The following is a 17,469-nucleotide window of genomic DNA, read 5'->3' on the forward strand; positions in this document are numbered from 1 at the left end:
TACCTCTTCGTAAGCGGACTTCTGGAGGTGAATCGATGCGGGAGATGGTGAGTATCGATCGCCTTGATGTGCTGCTCATCACAACCTAGGGGGACTTTTGCCGAGCGTCAAGCAAAAGTTGAAATAGGGCCGACATACTTCTGCTGCATGACACGCATAAGCAATCGTGTTTCACTAAAGGCATGACTTCAGCCAGCGGACACGACGCCGGAAATGCCTCCGTGGTGGAGGCCGGCAACCTTTCGCGCGCTGGCGACCTGTTCCAACTTCTCCGCGACGGCCAGGCCCGCACCCGTGCCGAACTTGCCGTCACCACTGGGCTCGCCCGTTCAACGGTCGCTTCCCGCATCGATGCCCTGATTAGTTCGGGTCTGGTCGGTCCGGCAGGGGAGGCCAGCTCCAGCGGCGGCAGGCCGCCGTCGCGCTTCGCTTTCAACCCGGCTGCGCGCGTGGTCCTGGCGGTCGACGTCGGCGCAACCCACGTGATTGTTGCCGTCACCGATCTCAGCGGCAGCATCCTCGCTGAGCGGCGGCTTGGCCAGGAAGTCGCCGACGGCCCCGAAGTGGTCCTGGGCCGTTTGGTTTCCGCGGGGCGTGAGCTCCTCGCGGAGGCAGGGCGGGAGCTCGGGGACCTCGCCGGAATGGGCATCGGACTGCCAGGGCCTGTTGAGCATGCCACCGGGCGGCCCGTGAAGCCGCCCATCATGCCCGGTTGGGACGGATTCGACGTCGTCACTTACGTTCAGCGATTGCTGCCCGTTCCGGTTTTGGTGGACAACGACGTCAACATCATGGCCCTCGGTGAACGGACCGCATTCTGGCCCGACCACGACAACTTCCTGTTCATCAAGGTCGCTACTGGCATCGGTGCAGGCATCATCAGCAGCGGCGAGTTGCAACGCGGCGCCAACGGCACTGCCGGCGACCTTGGACACGTCCGCGTTCCCCGCGGCGATGACGTCCTCTGCCGATGCGGCAACTACGGCTGCCTCGAAGCGCTGGCCTCAGGTCCCGCCGTCGCCCGCCAACTCAAGGCCCAGGGTCTCGAAGCTGCCACGGGCGGGGACGTTTTGCGGCTCGTGGGCGAGGGAAACCTGCAGGCCATCCAGGCGCTGCGTCAGGCCGGGCGCGACGTTGGCGACGTATTGGCCACCGTGGTCAACCTGCTCAATCCGTCCATGATCATCATTGGCGGCAGCGTGGGGGAGGCCGGCGAACACCTCGTAGCCGGCATCCGCGAAGTGGTCTACCGGCGGTCCCTGCCACTGGCCACCACCCACCTGCGCATCGGTATCACCATGGCCGGGGACCGTGCGGCCATCCTGGGCGCGAGCCAAATGGTCACGCAACATGTTCTTTCGCCGGCCGTGATCGAAGCCACGCTGCAAGCTGCCGGCTAAGTCTTGTTTGTGACCGGCTGCCCTGCGGCGGCGTGATAGCAATGAAAGTGATGCCTATTTTCTCCCCCTCCCGGTCCGTCCAATGAGTCAATTCCTCGCCAAAGTCCCACGCGGCTGGCTGATCCTCGCGTGCATTGGGCTCATTGCCCTGAACATGCGCGGGCCTTTCGTTGCCGTGGCGCCAGTGGTGGATTCGCTGCGGCGGGACCTCGGATTCTCGCCGGTGGAACTCGGGCTGCTGACCGGCATTCCCGTGCTCTGCTTCTCCTTGGCGTCCCCTTTGGCCTCGTTGGCCGGGCGGCGCCTCGGAGCCGAGTTCGCGGTGATGCTCACCCTGCTTGGGGTATTGGCTGGTGTGGTGATCCGCTCCAGCGGCGGTGGTGCCCTGGTCATGGCCGGCACGGTCATCATTGGCGTGGCCATCACCATCGGCAACATCGCGGTGCCGCTCATCATCCGACGCGACTTCGCGCCCCGGCGCCAAGCCACCGCCATGGGCGTCTACACGGCAGCTTTGAATGTGGGCTCGTTCCTGACCTCCGTGGCCACAGCACCTCTGGCGGAGTTGATGGGTTGGCGGCTTGCCCTGGCCGCCAGTGCACTGCTGGCGTTGGCCGCGATTGTGTTCTGGGTGCCCACAGTTGGTGCACGGCGAGCTTTTGTTCCCGCAGCTGTTCCCATCCCTGCCGCAACGGGGGCCGGCCAGGTGGCCGGCGTCGGCTGGCTGACGGTCGGCCTGACAGTGGGCTTCGCTGGCCAGGCCTTCTCCTACTACGGCGTCACCGCCTGGCTGCCCAGTTTCCTCGCTGATGAGCTCGCCATGGGCACAGCCGAAGCCGGTGCCGGTTCCTCGCTCTTCCAGATCTTCGCGATTGTTGGCGGCCTGGGCGTACCGCTCCTGGCCCGCTTGGCCAGTACGACGACGGTGGCGGTCACCTTGAGTGCGTTGTGGCTGACCGTTCCCGTGGGCCTGTTGCTGGCTCCCGGGTTCTGGTGGCTGTGGTCCTCCATGGGAGGCATTGCGCAAGGCGGCGGCATCACGGTGATCTTCATTGCCATCATCAAGTTCGCGCACTCCCAGGCAGCCGCCGGGAAGATGTCCGCCGTCGTGCAGGGTGTTGGCTACTGCTTCGCGGCATTGGCGCCCACCATCGTTGGTTTCGTGCACAGTGTTTCCGGCGGCTGGACCGTCCCGCTTTTCGTGATCCTCGGCTCCGTGCTCGCGTTCTGTATATGCACCACCTTGTCCGTGCGCTGGGTGGCCCGGCAACGCTAGCTCTGGCGTGCCCGTTTCGATGGGTTGCTGCGGATTAGACGGTAGGAAGCGTCTTGCGTGCAGCGAGTCGTCGAATTGGGGTGCGCTCCGGACATGGAGAAGCCCCGTTGCTGGGCTGCCTCCCCGACCATCGGGGTCACTTGTTGCGAAGAGTGCAGGCAGCCCAGCGTCGGGGCGTGGTGTCCGCGGCGTGTGTCGCGGGGCTTGTGGTGCCTCCTTAGGCGGCGACGAGCTCCTCTTCCGTGGCCTCTTCCTTGGCCTCGGTGAGGAATCGGGCGTAGGCGGGGATGGTCAGGAAGGTGGGGAACTCCTCTGCCAGGGTGACTTCCTCGAAGATGGCGCGGGCGTCAGCGAAGCGGTCTCCGTCGAAGCGTTCCAGGCGGGCGAATTCCTCGTCCAGCATGTCCTCGACCCATTCGCGGGTGATGATGTCGCCGTGGTCGGTGATCGCGTGGGAGTGGATCCACTGCCACAGCTGGGAGCGCGAGATCTCCGCGGTGGCGGCGTCCTCCATGAGGTTGTGGATAGCCACGGCCCCGTTACCGCGCAGCCAGGACTCGATGTAGCGGATACCTACCTCGATGTTCAGGCGCACGCCGCCCTCGGTGATGGTGCCTTCCGTGCTGGCGATGTCGATCAGTGCACGGTCATCGGGGGTGACGTCCTCGCGGGAACGGTCCAGCTGGTTTGGACGATCACCGAGAACTGAGTCGAACACTTCGCGGCAGACCGGCACCAGGTCCGGGTGGGCAACCCAGGATCCGTCGAAACCGTCGTTGGCCTCGCGGGTCTTGTCGGCACGAACCTTTTCAAACGATGCCTGGTTGGCTGCCTCGTCCTTGCGGTTAGGGACAGCGGCTGCCATGCCCCCAATTGCCATGGCACCTCGCCGGTGGCAAGCGCGGACCAGTTGCTCGGTGTAGGCCCGCATGAACGGCTGGGTCATGGTGACCTGGCCGCGGTCCGGGAGCACGAAGCGCGGCCCGCGGGTACGGAAGTTCTTGATCAGCGAGAAAATGTAGTCCCACCGGCCGGCGTTCAAACCACTCGCGTGGTCGCGCAGTTCGTACAGGATCTCCTCCATTTCGAACGCGGCCGTGATGGTTTCGATCAGCACCGTGGCGCGGATGGTGCCCTGCGGGATGCCGAGAAGGTCCTGTGCCAGCACAAAGATGTCGTTCCAGAGCCGGGCTTCGAGGTGGTTCTCGATCTTCGGCAGGTAGAAGTACGGTCCCTTGCCCTGGGCCAGGAGCCGCCGGGCGTTGTGGAAGAAATACAGGCCGAAGTCAACGATCCCGCCGGCAATCGGCTTGCCGTCGATCAGCATGTGCTTCTCCGGCAGGTGCCAGCCGCGGGGACGGACCACAATGGTGGGCAGGTCCTCGGCAGACTTGAGCTTGTATTCCTTGCCCTCGGGGGACGTGAAATCGATCCGGCGCTCCAGCGCGTCGGTCAGGTTCAGCTGGCCCTGGATGACGTTGCGCCACGTCGGCGTCGACGAGTCTTCCATGTCCGCCAGCCACACCTTTGCCCCCGAGTTCAGGGCGTTGATGGTCATCTTCTTATCCACCGGACCGGTGATCTCCACGCGGCGGTCCTCCAAACCAGGTGCAGGGGGAGCCACCCGCCACGACGGGTCATTGCGGATGCCCTCGGTCTCCGGCAGGAAACGCGGATCCTGGCCACTCGAGATCTGGTTACGACGTGCGTGCCGAGCCTGCATCAGCTCTTGACGACGATCAGCCGTAGCCCGGTGCAGCTTGCCGACGAACTCAAGCGCATCCGGCGTCAAAACCTCGTTCTGCCGGCAAATGGGCTGCGCGGTCAACGTAATGCCATTAATAGTGAAGTTGTCGGTGAAGCTGTTCATTTCAATCTCTCCTATGAGAAGCAAATGTTCGACGGCGGTACTCGCCTGAGTCGGTTGTGCATGGAGGGGAAACCCTCCGCGTGCTATTCCCCATCCCGGCCGCTTGGCCTCGCAGGGCTCGGCCGGCGTCCGGGACAGGGCCCCTTTTACGCACGCTTCCGGGTTCCCCCTCCAAGCTGCTGCGTCACCCGGGGGAGTGCCGCCGTCGTGCCTTCCGGTGAGCGGAAACTCACCTTGGGCGAAGTGGTTAGTGGAACTGGCCCTCTTCGGTGGATCCCACCAAGGCCAAAGTGGATGCGTTCGGGTTGAGCGCAGTGGCGATGTCGTCGAAGTAGCCGGTTCCGACTTCGCGCTGGTGCTTGGTGGCGGTGTAGCCGCGGGATTCAGAGGCGAATTCCTTTTCCTGGAGTTCGACGTAGGCGCTCATGCCTTCACGGGCGTAGCCGTGGGCGAGGTCGAACATCGAGTAGTTCAGGGCGTGGAAGCCGGCCAGAGTGATGAACTGGAACGTGAAGCCCATGGCACCAAGTTCGCGCTGGAACTTGGCGATGGTGGTGTCGTCCAGGTGCTTGCGCCAGTTGAAGGACGGGGAGCAGTTGTAGGAGAGCATCTGGTCCGGGAACTCAGCCTTGACCGACTCGGCGAACTTGCGTGCCAGTTCCAGGTCCGGGGTGCCCGTCTCCATCCAGATAAGGTCGGAGTACGGTGCGTAGGCCTTGGCACGGGCGATGCAGGGTTCGATGCCGTTGCGGACCTTGTAGAAGCCCTCGGCGGTGCGTTCGCCCGTGATGAATTCCTGGTCGCGCTCGTCAACGTCTGAGGTGATCAGGGTTGCTGCTTCGGCGTCGGTGCGGGCGATGACCACCGTCGGGGTTCCGGCGACGTCGGCTGCCAGTCGGGCTGCGTTCAGGGTCCGGATGTGCTGCTGCGTGGGGATCAGGACCTTGCCGCCGAGGTGGCCACACTTCTTCTCCGATGCCAGCTGGTCTTCCCAGTGAACGCCCGAGGCGCCGGCGGTGATCATGGATTTCATGAGTTCGTAGGCGTTGAGCGGGCCACCGAAGCCGGCTTCGGCGTCGGCGACGATCGGGACGAGCCAGTCCTCGACGGTCTTGACGCCCTCGGCGTATTCGATCTGGTCTGCGCGGAGCAGGGCGTTGTTGATGCGGCGGACAACCTGGGGCACCGAGTTGGCCGGGTACAGGGACTGGTCCGGGTAGGTCTGGCCGGAGAGGTTGGCGTCCGCGGCCACCTGCCAACCGGAGAGGTAGATGGCCCGGAGGCCGGCCTTGACCTGCTGGACAGCCTGGTTGCCGGTCAGTGCGCCCAAAGCGTTGGTGTATCCGCCCGTGGGAGCTTCCTCGGTGAGCTGCTTCCAGAGCTTCTCCGAGCCGCGGCGGGCCAGGGTGTGCTCTTCGGAGACCCGGCCGCGGAGGCGAACGACATCTGATGCCGAGTAATCACGGGTGACGCCTTCCCACCGCGGGTTGGCGGACCATTCAAGTTCCAGCGCTGCGGCCTGCTGCTCTGCACTCTGCTCTGCTGGTTCAAATGAAGCGGTCATTATCTGTCTCCTAGGTGGTGCCCGGCCCGGCCTCTGCTGCTTCGTTGCGGCATCGGCCGGGTAGCCCGGGGTCTGTATTTCCTTTTCGTAGGACCTACTTTTCTGCACTTTCAAGAGGCTTTCTAGAGGAAAACTATGGAAAGAAATGCACTTCTTCGCGTATTCTCAAAAAATGTCGCCTGTGAGCTGGAATCGCGAAGTAGTGTCGCCGTCGTCGTCCCCTGCGTCCCCGGAACTGGACGTCATCAGCCTTGGCCGCCGCGTGCGGCACCTGCGCAAGCAGGCCGGGCTGACGCTGGACGGCTTGAGTGCCGCCGTCGGGACCGCTCCAAGCCAGTTGAGCCTCATCGAAAACGGCAAGCGCGAGCCCAAACTGGGGCTGCTGCAGCAGCTGGCCGCCGCACTCAACGTCAGCATCGATCAGCTGCTCGGGGCCGAGCCGCCCAACCGCCGCGCCGCCCTCGAAATCGAGCTCGAAAGGTATCAGCGCGGACCCCTGTACGAGTCGCTCAACCTGCCCAAAATCCGCATCAGTTCGCGGCTTCCACTGGAAGTCCTGGAGTCCCAGGTGGGGCTGCTTCAGGAGCTTGAACGCAAGCTCAATGAGCAAGCCGCGACGCCGGAGGAAGCTCGCCGCGCAAATGGCGAGTTGCGTGCCATGATGCGCGAGCGCGGCAACTATTTCCCTGAGTATGAGGCCGAAGCGCAGAAGGTCCTCAAAGGGGTCGGCTACACCACCGGTCCGCTGAGCCAGCACGTCATTGCGGACATCGCCGAGAACCTCGGTTTCACGCTGCACCACGTAGGGGATTTGCCGCATTCCACCCGTTCGGTGACGGATTTGAAGAACCGCAGAATTTATCTCACGCAGAACCAGCGGCAGGATCACGATCCCAGGTCTGTTTTGCTGCAGGCCTTGGGCCACTACGTACTGGGCCATGAAACTCCGCGGAACTACGGCGATTTCCTGGCTCAGCGGGTGGCTACCAACTATTTCGCCGCTGCGCTCCTGCTGCCGGAGCATGCCACCGTGGAGTTCCTGCAGAAGGCCAAAGCCGCCAAGGAAATTGCCGTGGAAGACATCCGCGATGCCTTCGCCGTGTCCTATGAAACGGCCGCCCACCGCTTCACCAACCTGGCCACCCAACACCTGGGCATCACTACGCATTTCCAGAAGACCCACCAGTCCGGCATCATCTACAAGGCGTACGAAAACGACGGCGTGAACTTCCCGCAGGACCACACGGGGGCCATCGAAGGGCAGCCGTCGTGCAAGGCATGGACCTCCCGGGCGGTGTTCGACGTGCCGGACAAGTTCAGTGCCTACAGCCAGTACACGGACACTCCATCGGGCACTTACTGGTGCACTGCACGGACTGAACGGTCCGCGGCCGGCGAGTTTTCATTGAGCATCGGGGTCCCGTACCAGCACGTCAAGTGGTTCCGGGGCCGGGAGACGACTGCCCGTGCCACGTCCAACTGCCCGGACCCAAACTGCTGCAAGAGGCCACCTGCCTCGCTGGCGAACGAGTGGGCCGGCAACGCGTGGCCCTCCGCCCGTGCACACTCCCACCTGCTCGCGGCCATGCCTCCCGGAGCGTTCCCCGGCGTGGACGAGACCGAGGTCTACTCCTTCCTGGCGGCGCACTCCGAACGCTGACCCCCAACGCCAACCCCCAACGTTCCTTCACATCCCACCCGCTTGGGGTGGACGCTCGCTCACGTTCCGCCCGCTTGGGGTGGACGCTCGCTCACGTCCCGTCGGTTTGGATCGGACGCTCGCTCACGTTCCCCCTCGTGAAGCAATGTCCCAAACTTAAGGGGATCCAGTATCCCCGGAACGGCGGGGACTTCCTTACACGGTAGATTCGGCTCTGCGCGGGACCAGTTAGTCTGCGCGACCGGTTTCGGTCCACGGCACACTGCGTGAAGGAAGCTCTACGAACGCGTCGGCTTGAGCGCGCTGGGTGCGTGACGCTTGAGGATTCAGGTCGGAGCACCATGCGGGATAGACGCGGAAGCCGCGCTTGCCTGGATGGAATTCGGAAGTGACGTATCCAAGCGAGATCAGGTGCGAGGGGGAGAATCGGAAGACCCCGAACCGGCCCCGCTCTTCTACAAAGACCATCAGTCCCGACATCAACTCGTCAGCCATAAACGGTCTGGTCGATCCGCCTCCGTCACGCTTCCAGACCGCGACAAAGGCGCCCGGCTTCGTCGGCGTGATCCGGGCCGTGCGGATTCGCCACCACTCTTTCCCAAATAGTACGACTCCAGATTCATAGTCGCCGTTCTGCTCTTCTGCCTTGATGATGGGCTGCGGATCATCCGAAGCCTGGACGCAGTCGGCGAAGTATTTGAGTGCACTGAAACTCACTCCCGAATTTTACTCGTTGAAGAATAGAGACTGCTCCGAGCTATTGCCATTGATTACTGTGCCAGGGTCGACCGCTGGTCACTGCTTGCTACCGGAATTTACCCTCGGGATCCGGCGCGCATCGAGTGTTGCCGCCGAGGGTGGTTCCGAAGCTGCTCGTTCCAAGCTGCATGGAGAACTTGCCATCTCCAAAGCCTGTGGTCGTCTGGTCTCGGTTCGCCCCCGAAGGCTGTGTTTGTACAACGCTCAGGCCGTTGCTTTCAAAAACTTCCTTTACCGACTTATGTATCGCTTCAGCCTGATCTTCTGAGATCGCTCCCTGCGTACTGTCGTAATTGAACCGAGTACCCCCGGTCCCGTCCGGCAGGGGGCAGGCCATGCCGGGTTTATCTGGTGTAATTTTCGTCCAGTCGCCAGGGGCGAGCCCCTGAATTTGTGTGAAGATGTCGAGGTATTCCGTGCGGGCTTGTTCTGGTCCCATAGTCTGCTCCGCGGTGTTGGTGGGTGGGGTGGTGCTCGGCGTTGCTCCACACCCCGTGAGGGCAGCGAGGATGGCAACGGCAAGGCCTTGGATGAGAAATCTTCGCGAAGACATGGTGGTCATCGTTTCACGATCGTAAGTTGGTCAGCCATCAATCAGTGAAGTCCTTGAGTTAGCGGGCGCTCGGAGAGTACCCGCTTGTACGCCAGAAAGTCCTCGTCACCGACGACGAGCCCAAGCAGAAAGCCTTTTACGAAGCGCTCGGCTACACCCAGGCCGACGAATTCCAAGGAGGGTCGGTCAGGGCCTTCGTCAGATTCGACTAACGGCCTGCCTCCGCTCAAGGGTCCCTTGCTGGACGCCACGCCCGGGTAAGTATCCGCGCAGTAGGTGTCGAGCTCGTTTAGCTTGGATGGGTACTCGGATCGGATCGTCCCTTAGAAAAGGAGAGCTAAGCCTGTCGCCGACACTTGGAAAAAGCTCCGAACGACCACGGCCTACACGGGGTTCGTGACGATCAACCGTGCAACCTATGAAGAGCCAAGTGGGGCCATAACCAACTGGGATGTAATTGCAGGCCGTGACTCTGCAGCAACCCATTGATGCAGCTCTTCGAGAGTTACGGGAAGAAACCGGCTACTGCTCAGAATCAGCCTTCTATGCTGGCTCGGAGTGGTGGGCTGCGAACTCGTCACGACGTAAGCATCTTGTCATCGCAGCCAACGCGTCGGAGAGATTTGAAGCAGCCTGGGACGACTCGGAATCCGGTCATGTCCGACTTCTTCCCATCTCGGAACTCATGGATTTTCTCGTCAGCGGAGAACTCACCGACGCTGGCCTTGCCTGCCGCGGCTTGGCAGCTCTTGCACGCAGCGATCCCGAGACCGAGGTTCTTGAAGGCCTGCGAGATTCCGTCCGCAAAATCTTTATGAGCCGTTAGCAACGGCGCTCACAGTCGTCCTAGCCGACCAGTCGCTGGACCAGCACTGCCGCAGCTTCAACCACGGCGTCGGCCTCACGCTTGGTGGCGCTCAGGGCAACCTCCTGCCCCGACACCGTCACGATGTCCGTGATCACCGCGACTGTGAGCCTGCCGAGCGTGTCATCGCTGGTGCCGAGGAGCACCGAGTTCTGCCGGACCCATTCCCGTCCACGTTCCCGCCGGAGCACTTCGAAGCCCGGGGGAGTGTCGCCCTCGATGAACACACGTTCCAGTTCCCGGTGCTTCCACGTGTAGTCGAAGTAGCTGCGGCTTCCCACGTTGAACAGTGTCAGGGGATCGTCCTCGCCGGCCTTCCTTGCTTTCGCTACGGCGGCTGCGACGAGTCTTTCGTGTTCGTTCTGGTAGTCGTTCCAGAGGGCGAGGAATAGCTCGGTCTTTCCGCCGAAGTGGTGGTACAGGCTGCCCACACTTGATCCGGCGCGGGCCACGATGTCAGTAATGCCAGCGTCGGTGAAGCCGTGTTCGATGAAGACCCCGGCCGCCGCATCCAACAAGTTGCGCTGGGTGGCCGCCGTGCGGGTCCATTGCCACGAGCCCGCGTTACTGGCAACGTCGGACGTCTTGCGAACCATACAGGGCTCCTTCCGGGCAGGACGGACACCGGAGTGTCGAGCAGCTTTTTTTTGGAATCCTATCGCCGAAAGAATCTACATAGCCAGCAGCCAGCCTTGACTGGCCCTAAAACACGGGAAATAATTCTGGAAGTCTGTTCTAGAAATACACGTTGCGGCATGTATCCGAATGCTGCGATTTTTGACGTCGGACGCCCCGAAACCCGGGTGCCGTTTTCACCGTCGGGCTGCAACTGGTTGAATCGCTATATAGCGCCAACTGGTCGCAGCCAAACAAGCCAGAGAGGAACGCGGCCTGATGTCCGTTTCAAGCAAGTCGTCCGGGATCACGTCGAACAGGTGGTTCAAACCCGTCGCCGTCACCGCAGGAGCTTTGGTGGTGGCACTGATCCTGGTCCTGGTGGCACAGTGGCTCCGGACCCTTCAGCCGGTCCAGCAATTCCTGACGGACTACCCCGGGCATTCAGCGATCCCTGAAGGTACTCCTACTGGATTCCCTGCCTGGCTTAACTGGACGCACTTCCTGAACATGTTCTTCATTGTCCTGATCATCCGTTCGGGGTGGCAGGTGCGCACCACCACGCGGCCGGCAGCCAACTGGACCAGGAACAACAAGGGCTTCATCAAGACCAAGAACCCGCCTACCAAGATCAGCCTGGACCTCTGGTTCCACCTGACGCTGGATGCGCTCTGGGTCTTGAACGGCATTATTTTCATCGTGTTGCTCTTCGCCACCGGCCAATGGTTGCGGATCGTCCCCACCAACTGGGACGTTTTCCCGAACGCCGTCTCCGCCGGCCTGCAGTACGCCTCGCTGAACTGGCCCGTTGAAAATGGCTGGAACAACTACAACAGCCTCCAGCTCCTGACCTACTTCGTCACGGTGTTCATTGCGGCGCCGCTCGCCATCATCACAGGCATCCGGATGTCAGGCGCATGGCCCAAGAAAGCTGCGATCAACAAGTTCTACCCGATTGAGCTGGCCCGCAAGATCCACTTCCCGGTGATGATCTACTTCGTGGCCTTCGTGATCGTCCACGTAACCCTGGTGCTGGCCACTGGCGCGCTGAACAACCTGAACCACATGTACGCGTCCAACAACGATTACAGCTGGTGGGGCTTCGGGATCTTCGCGGCTTCCATCGTCTTCACGGCGGCGGCATGGTTCCTGGCCCGCCCACTGTTCCTGCGTCCCATCGCCTCGCTCATGGGCAAGGTCTCACGCTAAAGCTCACGCAAAGAAAAGCAGCCGTCTCGGAACACTCCGCGGCGGCTGCTTTCGTACGAATGCTAGGACAGTGCGCCACCCTGCCACAGGGCATCAAAAGGAGCGCCCGAGGATACTCGGTTCTTGATACCTTCGGTGACGAAGGCCTTGGCAGTGCGTGCGGCTTCCAGCGGTGTAGCACCCTTTGCCAGCTCGGCAGTCACGGCCGCGGCCAACGAGCAGCCCGCACCTGAGACAGCAACATCGCCAACCTTCGGAGCGCGCAGGACTTCCAGCGTCTCGCCGTCGTAATAGACGTCGACGGCGTCCGGGCCTTCCAGCCGCACCCCGCCTTTGGCGAGGACTGCTGCGCCGCTGATCTCGTGGATGCGGATCGCAGCGGCCTTGAGGGACTCTTCATCGGTAATCGTGAGCCCGGACAAGGACTCGGCTTCGAAGTGGTTCGGCGTGACGAAAGTAGCCAGCGGCAGGATCTGGGCCTTCAGCGCCTGGTCGGTGTCCAGGGCGTGCCCCGGCTCCTGGCCTTTGCAGATCAAAACAGGATCCAAAACCACATTCGCGAAAGCGCCGTCCGTCAGCGCCTTTTCCACCGTGCTGATGGTCGCCGGGCTGCCGAGCATGCCGATCTTCACGGTGTCCAAAACGGAAGGCGCGCCGGAAGCGGCACCATAGGCCGCCGTCGTGGCTTCAAGTTGATCCGCGATGACCTGCTGGTCCACCGGCACAAAGCGGTGGTTCCAGTTGTCCTGCGGGTTGAAGGAAACGATGCACGTGAGGTTCGCGATGCCGAACACTCCGAGTTCCTGGAAGGTCTTGAGGTCCGCTTGCGCGCCGGCGCCACCGGTCGCTTCGGAACCGGCGATGGTCAGGGCAATGGCAGGGGCAACGGCTGAAGTCATGGTTTCCATTTTGGCAGTTGCTCCGGTCCCGCTCCTAAACGGCCTAGCCGTGCAGCGTCCGGTACGCCGCCTCCGCGGCAGGGTGCAAGGGCACGCCTGCGGTGTTGATCAGGGTTTCCGGGCTGAGGAATTGCACACCGGTGCTCGACTTCGGAACCAAATCCTGGGCTTGTTCCACCAGCAGTTCCACGGTCTGACGAACTACGTGGTCGGCAAGGTCCCTACGGCAGAGGAGGAGGTTGGCGACGCCGACCGTCCACACAGCGGGCGCGTCACCGTAACTGTTGGCGGGAATGAGGACGCGGTCGTAGAACGGTCCAAACTGCGAGCGCGTTGCGTTGATGAGGTCCGATAGGTCCACCAAGCGGAGGCCAACGTCCTTGGCAGTGGACGCGATGGCTGCGGTGGGGACGCCTCCGGACCAGAACAGAGCGTCGATGGTCCGGTTCTGCAGCGCCGCGAGCCCTTGGTTCAGCCCCAGGTTCACTTGGGTGAGCGCGGGACTGGTTTTTGCGGATGACAGGCTGGAGGCCTCGATGATCCTGGGAGCAGTGAGGGATGTCCCCGACCCCACTTCGCCCACGCCCGCGGTCTTGCCCGCGAGGTCGGCAAAGTTCCGGATGCCACTGTCCTTCCGTACGATGCAGTGGACGTAGTTCTGGTAGACCTTGCCGAGAGCCACGAGGTCTGCAGGCTGGGCCGGCCGATCGCCGGGGCTTGACTGCTGGGCTGCCGCATCTGCAAGCGCGACGGCGAACGTCGCCTCGCCGTCCACCACCCGCCTGATGTTCTCCAAGCTTCCGCCGGTAACCAAAGGTTCAGCCGTTTCGGCTACGCCTTCTCTCTGCAGCAAGGCTGCGAGCAACGTGGCGAATTCCAGGTAGAAGCCGCCAGGTTCGCCACCGGCCACCGTAAGTTTCCGCGGGCGTTCGCCCGGGGTGCAAGCTGCTGTTGCGGGAAGGAAAAGACCAGCCACACCCACGGCCAGCACGGCCCTAAGTGCAGACCGCCGGGGCATCACCTTCGACTCAGGCATCCTGCGCGTCCTCTGGTTTCGCAAACTCGAGCCGTGCCGTCAGCCCATGAGGCTCGCGCGGCTCAATGACGAGCCGGCCGCCGTTTGCTTGGGCCAGCCGATCCACGATGGTCATGCCCAGACCGTTGCCAGGGATTTTGCTGTGCTGCGGGGCCCGCCAGAACCTGGTGGTGGAAGCGGCACGCTGCTCGGCTGGGAGGCCGGGACCGTCGTCGGAAATTACGACGGCGGTCCCGCCTGCCGTCTGCTGCGTGGCCACGGTGATGGTAGCTCCGGGGGCGTACTTGATGGCGTTGGCAATGAGTTCTCCCACCATGTGGGCAAGTTCGTCGGGGTCGCAGTTGATCTGGTTTTCGTGTGCGGGGCCCTCTAGCGTCAGCCGGGATCCCGCCCGTTGAGCGGCAGGTACGGCCCGTTCTACTTCGCCCTGCAGGATGGGGAGGGGGTCGATGACGGCTTGCCGCTGGTGCTCTGCGGCTTGGTCCGGGCGGGTAGACCCCTCGAAGGCGCGGTGTTCCGCCGTCGCCAGCTTCAGCACGCCGTCGAGCATTTCCTCAACCCGCTCAAGTTCCGCCACGACGCCGGCTGCCGCAGCCTTTTCTGGTTGCCCTTTGAGTTCCAGCTGCAGCAAATCGATCCGCAGCCGAAGCGCCCCAACAGGGTTTCTAAGTTGATGCGATGTGTCAGCGATCAGCCGGCGCTGGGACTCCATGCTCGCCGTGACGGTGTCCGCCATGGCGGTGAAGGAGCGGCTGAGTTCGCGCAGTTCGGGCGGTCCGGCGTCGGGTAGTTGGCTTGTTTTACCCGTGGTTTCGAGCTCGTGAACTGCCCTGCTGAGCCGGTTGACCGGGCGCAGGACCCACCCGGTGATTCGCGCTGCGGCGAGCAGGAGCAAAGCCGCCAACGCCAGCGCCGCGAATCCGACCACCAGCCATCGCTCCCGCAGCTTTTGCCGGGCGGCATCGAGGTTGACTTCCACAACAGCCTCGCCGAGGACTTGGCTGGCCGTGCCGAAGGACCTGGAAATGATGTCGTTGCCGGTCCCGAAAGCACTGATGGGGTTCAGGGTGGTGTCGCTGAGGTTGAGGCTCGCCCGATTCAGTGCATCCTGGACGTCGGGCCGCTCTTCGCTGAGTCCGCCGGAACGGACGGTTCCCTCCTGTGTGCGGATCAGGATTCCCTCGCCGTAAAGCTCGGAGTAGCGGTCCATTTCGCGCTGCAACTGACTGGTGTCTTTGTCTTGGGCGGCGTCGCTGGCCAGTTGCGCGAAGCGGTTGAGGGCGGCGACGCGGTTGATCTGAAGTTCCTGGGTGAGCTCCCGGCTGGCCGAGGTCAGGATCACGCTGGAGACCGTCACCACGATGATCACCACCAGCAAGCTCAGGATGCTGAGAACACGGACTTTCACGGCTGCTCTACCCGGTAGCCAACGCCCCGGACGTTGATGATGAACCCGGGCAGCTGCAGCTTGGACCGCAGGCCTGTGAGGTGCACGTCCAAGGACCTGGAATGCGTCACGAACGCGTCGCCCCAGAGTGCGTCCAGGATCTGCTCGCGGGTCACCACCGAGCCCGCGTTCCTGACGAGGAGGCTGAGGAGGTCGAACTCGGTTGCTGTCAGGGCGAGTTTCCGTTGGCCGACGGCGACCAGGCGGCGGTCGAGGTCGACCTCGAGTTCGCCCAGGACGATGGCGTGCGGAGCTTCCTGGCCGCCGCGGTTGGTGCGCCGGGTGACGGCTTCGATCCTGGCAAGCAATTCCACGAGCTTCACGGGCTTGACCAGGTAGTCGTCTGCTCCGGACCTGAGACCCAGGACCACGCTCCGCTCGTCATCCCTGGCCGTCAGGATGAGGATGGGGATGTTGGTTACTTGGCGCAGCTTGCGCAGCACATCCAAGCCATCCAAATCCGGAAGGCCAAGGTCCAGCAGGATCACCTGGTGCTCCCGGTGGGCCAGCAGCGCATCCTCGCCACGGGACACGCGGGTGTGTGTATGTCCAGCCGAAGCGACGGCAGCGCTCAAGGCCGACGCCATGGCGTCGTCATCCTCGACGATGAGCACGTGCACTGTCATGGTCCTTTGGATTGGGGCTGGTTCGCTACTAGAGCTTAACGTTGTGAGGCCCGCTCTGCGCCCTTCGGAGTACCCAAAGTGCGCAGAGCGGGCCTAACAAGGCAGGAAGGTCAGGCGTCGACGCGATCCTTCGTGCCGTCGTCGTCCTTCGTTGTTGCCGTCGCAGCGCCCTTCGCCACGAACGCGTGGCCTTGCTCCGCATCCAAGTGCGTGGACGTCTTGTTCTTCAGCGCGAAGATGTACACCAGAAGCGAGATGAAAATCGCAGCCGTGACGTACGTGAAGAACAGATCCACCTGATTGGATTTCTGCAACGCAGCGCCGATCAGTGGGACGGTGCCGCCGAATAGCGAGTTGGCGATTGCGTAACCGAGTCCTACTCCCAAGGCGCGGATCGAGGCCGGGAACAGTTCGGCCTTCACCAGTGCGTTGATGGACGTGTAGCCGCCAACCATGAGCAGGCCGCCCAGCATCAGCAGGAATGCGATGAACGGATCCTTGGTGCCGGAAAGAGTGGAGAGCAGCGGCCAGGTGAACAGGACGCCGGTCACGCCGAACCAGATCAGCAGCGGCTTGCGGCCCACCTTGTCCGAAATCAGGCCGTAGACAGGCTGCAGCAGCATGAAGATGAACAGCGCCCAGAAGTTGATCACGGAGGTATCCGTCTTGGCGATGCCGGACGTATCGTTCATGAACTTCAGGATGAAGTTGGTGTACGTATAGAACGCAACCGTACCGCCGAGGGTGATGCCGATGCAGATGAGCAGCGGCGTCCAGTGCTTAGTGAGCAGGAGCTTCATAGTGCCAGGCTGGGCCTCGCCCTCCACTTTCACATGTGCGGCACGGAGCTGATCGGACGAGAGGGTCTCCTCCATCGAACGGCGGAGCCAGAGAACAACCAGCGCAGCCACGCCACCTACGGCGAACGGGATACGCCATCCCCACGCCGTCAGGTCTTCCTTGCTCATGGTGTTCTGCAGAATCACGAGCACCAAAAGTGCCAGCATCTGGCCGCCGATCAGCGTGACGTACTGGAAGCTGGAGAAGAAGCCGCGGCGCTTTGCCGTTGCCGCCTCGGACATGTACGTGGCGCTGGTGCCGTATTCACCGCCTACTGAGAAGCCCTGCACGACGCGGATAAAAACCAGCAGGATCAGGGCCCAAAGTCCGATCACATCCTGTGTCGGCAGGATCGCGATCGCGAAGGACCCGGCCGACATCATGGTCACACTGAGCGTCAGCGCGGCCTTGCGGCCCTTGCGGTCTGCGTAGCGGCCGAAGAACCAACTTCCGATCGGACGCATAAGGAACGACGTCGAAAAGACCGCCATCGCCTCAAGGCCAGCCTGAAGGTCGTCCGAGGAATTAAAGAAGTGCGACTGAAAATATGCCGCGAAAACCGTATAGACGTAGAGGTCGAACCACTCCACGAGGTTGCCCGCGGAGCCCTTGAGGATATTGCTCACGGCTTTGCGTGTCTGAGCGGCTTCGCTCAGAGGTGCAGCTTGCTGGGTGCTCATCAATGAACCTTCCTGGACGGCAGCGTTTTGCGGCGGCCGTGTCTTGCCTGAGTTCGTTCTGTCCATGAAGCTCGTGCTCATGGCGTCCTTGCGCATGGCTCTTCGTCGACTAAGAAAGGTCCTCCAAGGTGAAGAGGACGTATTCCAAACTATGGGTGATGCACGGCACA

General features: G+C 62.6%; 15 protein-coding genes. 5 read left to right on the forward strand and 10 right to left on the reverse strand.

Annotated features, from left to right (window positions below):
* The first annotated feature begins 182 nt into the window (after positions 1-182).
* Both QRM57_RS01925 and QRM57_RS01930 read left to right on the forward strand, forming a co-directional pair.
* The gene (locus QRM57_RS01925; protein WP_284985354.1) at positions 183-1,400 is read left to right on the forward strand and encodes an ROK family transcriptional regulator; all 1,218 of its coding nucleotides are present in this window, start codon (positions 183-185) and stop codon (positions 1,398-1,400) included.
* Between the two features lie 82 nt (positions 1,401-1,482).
* A complete protein-coding gene (locus tag QRM57_RS01930) occupies positions 1,483-2,676 on the forward strand; it encodes an MFS transporter (RefSeq protein WP_284985355.1) in 1,194 nt (397 codons plus the stop codon).
* A 217-nt stretch (positions 2,677-2,893) separates the two neighbouring features.
* Here the strand turns inward: QRM57_RS01930 and aceB are convergent, their stop codons facing one another.
* Both aceB and aceA read right to left on the reverse strand, forming a co-directional pair.
* Positions 2,894-4,546: a malate synthase A gene (gene aceB, locus QRM57_RS01935; protein ID WP_284985356.1), complete on the reverse strand. Its 1,653-nt coding sequence runs from the start codon at positions 4,544-4,546 to the stop codon at positions 2,894-2,896.
* A gap of 247 nt (positions 4,547-4,793) precedes the next feature.
* Complete coding sequence (aceA, locus tag QRM57_RS01940; RefSeq protein WP_018778036.1) at positions 4,794-6,110, reverse strand: isocitrate lyase; 1,317 nt, start codon at positions 6,108-6,110, stop codon at positions 4,794-4,796.
* A 145-nt stretch (positions 6,111-6,255) separates the two neighbouring features.
* Between aceA and QRM57_RS01945 the strand changes: the two genes are divergently transcribed.
* Entirely contained in the window at positions 6,256-7,770 is a 1,515-nt protein-coding gene (locus QRM57_RS01945) for an XRE family transcriptional regulator (RefSeq protein ID WP_284985357.1), read from the forward strand.
* A 228-nt stretch (positions 7,771-7,998) separates the two neighbouring features.
* Here the strand turns inward: QRM57_RS01945 and QRM57_RS01950 are convergent, their stop codons facing one another.
* Together QRM57_RS01950 and QRM57_RS01955 are read right to left on the reverse strand one after the other, a co-directional pair.
* Complete coding sequence (locus QRM57_RS01950; protein WP_284985358.1) at positions 7,999-8,487, reverse strand: MepB family protein; 489 nt, start codon at positions 8,485-8,487, stop codon at positions 7,999-8,001.
* An 88-nt stretch (positions 8,488-8,575) separates the two neighbouring features.
* On the reverse strand, positions 8,576-9,091 hold the full coding sequence (locus QRM57_RS01955) for a hypothetical protein (protein ID WP_284985359.1): 516 nt from the start codon (positions 9,089-9,091) through the stop codon (positions 8,576-8,578).
* 457 nt (positions 9,092-9,548) lie between these two features.
* Here QRM57_RS01955 and QRM57_RS01960 point away from each other — a divergent pair, with 457 nt between their 5' ends.
* Positions 9,549-9,908, forward strand: a complete 360-nt coding sequence (locus QRM57_RS01960) for an NUDIX hydrolase (protein WP_284985360.1) — start codon at positions 9,549-9,551, stop codon at positions 9,906-9,908.
* Positions 9,909-9,928: 20 nt separating this feature from the next.
* On the opposite strand, the gene QRM57_RS01965 is transcribed toward QRM57_RS01960, so the two are convergent.
* Positions 9,929-10,543: a TetR/AcrR family transcriptional regulator gene (locus tag QRM57_RS01965; RefSeq protein ID WP_284985362.1), complete on the reverse strand. Its 615-nt coding sequence runs from the start codon at positions 10,541-10,543 to the stop codon at positions 9,929-9,931.
* Positions 10,544-10,841: 298 nt separating this feature from the next.
* On the opposite strand from QRM57_RS01965, the gene QRM57_RS01970 reads away from it, so the two are divergent.
* Positions 10,842-11,771, forward strand: coding sequence for a cytochrome b/b6 domain-containing protein (locus QRM57_RS01970; protein ID WP_257370455.1), 930 nt, complete (start codon positions 10,842-10,844; stop codon positions 11,769-11,771).
* Between the two features lie 62 nt (positions 11,772-11,833).
* On the opposite strand, the gene QRM57_RS01975 is transcribed toward QRM57_RS01970, so the two are convergent.
* The 5 genes from QRM57_RS01975 to QRM57_RS01995 form a co-directional block, all read right to left on the reverse strand.
* A complete protein-coding gene (locus tag QRM57_RS01975; RefSeq protein ID WP_374111535.1) occupies positions 11,834-12,670 on the reverse strand; it encodes a hydroxymethylpyrimidine/phosphomethylpyrimidine kinase in 837 nt (278 codons plus the stop codon).
* A gap of 43 nt (positions 12,671-12,713) precedes the next feature.
* Positions 12,714-13,706 carry a TAXI family TRAP transporter solute-binding subunit gene (locus QRM57_RS01980; protein WP_257370453.1) on the reverse strand — a complete coding sequence of 331 codons (993 nt, stop codon included), beginning with the start codon at positions 13,704-13,706 and terminating at the stop codon, positions 12,714-12,716.
* Entirely contained in the window at positions 13,699-15,114 is a 1,416-nt protein-coding gene (locus QRM57_RS01985) for a sensor histidine kinase (RefSeq protein ID WP_257370452.1), read from the reverse strand. The genes QRM57_RS01980 and QRM57_RS01985 overlap by 8 nt, the downstream gene beginning before the upstream one ends.
* Positions 15,111-15,773 carry a response regulator transcription factor gene (locus QRM57_RS01990; protein WP_284985532.1) on the reverse strand — a complete coding sequence of 221 codons (663 nt, stop codon included), beginning with the start codon at positions 15,771-15,773 and terminating at the stop codon, positions 15,111-15,113. Before QRM57_RS01990 ends, QRM57_RS01985 begins: the two co-directional genes overlap by 4 nt.
* A 116-nt stretch (positions 15,774-15,889) precedes the next feature.
* Positions 15,890-17,299: an MFS transporter gene (locus QRM57_RS01995; protein WP_284985364.1), complete on the reverse strand. Its 1,410-nt coding sequence runs from the start codon at positions 17,297-17,299 to the stop codon at positions 15,890-15,892.
* Between the last annotated feature and the right edge of the window lie 170 nt (positions 17,300-17,469).

It is taken from the genome of Arthrobacter sp. fls2-241-R2A-172, from assembly GCF_030208885.1.
Classification (GTDB): Bacteria; Actinomycetota; Actinomycetes; order Actinomycetales; family Micrococcaceae; genus Arthrobacter.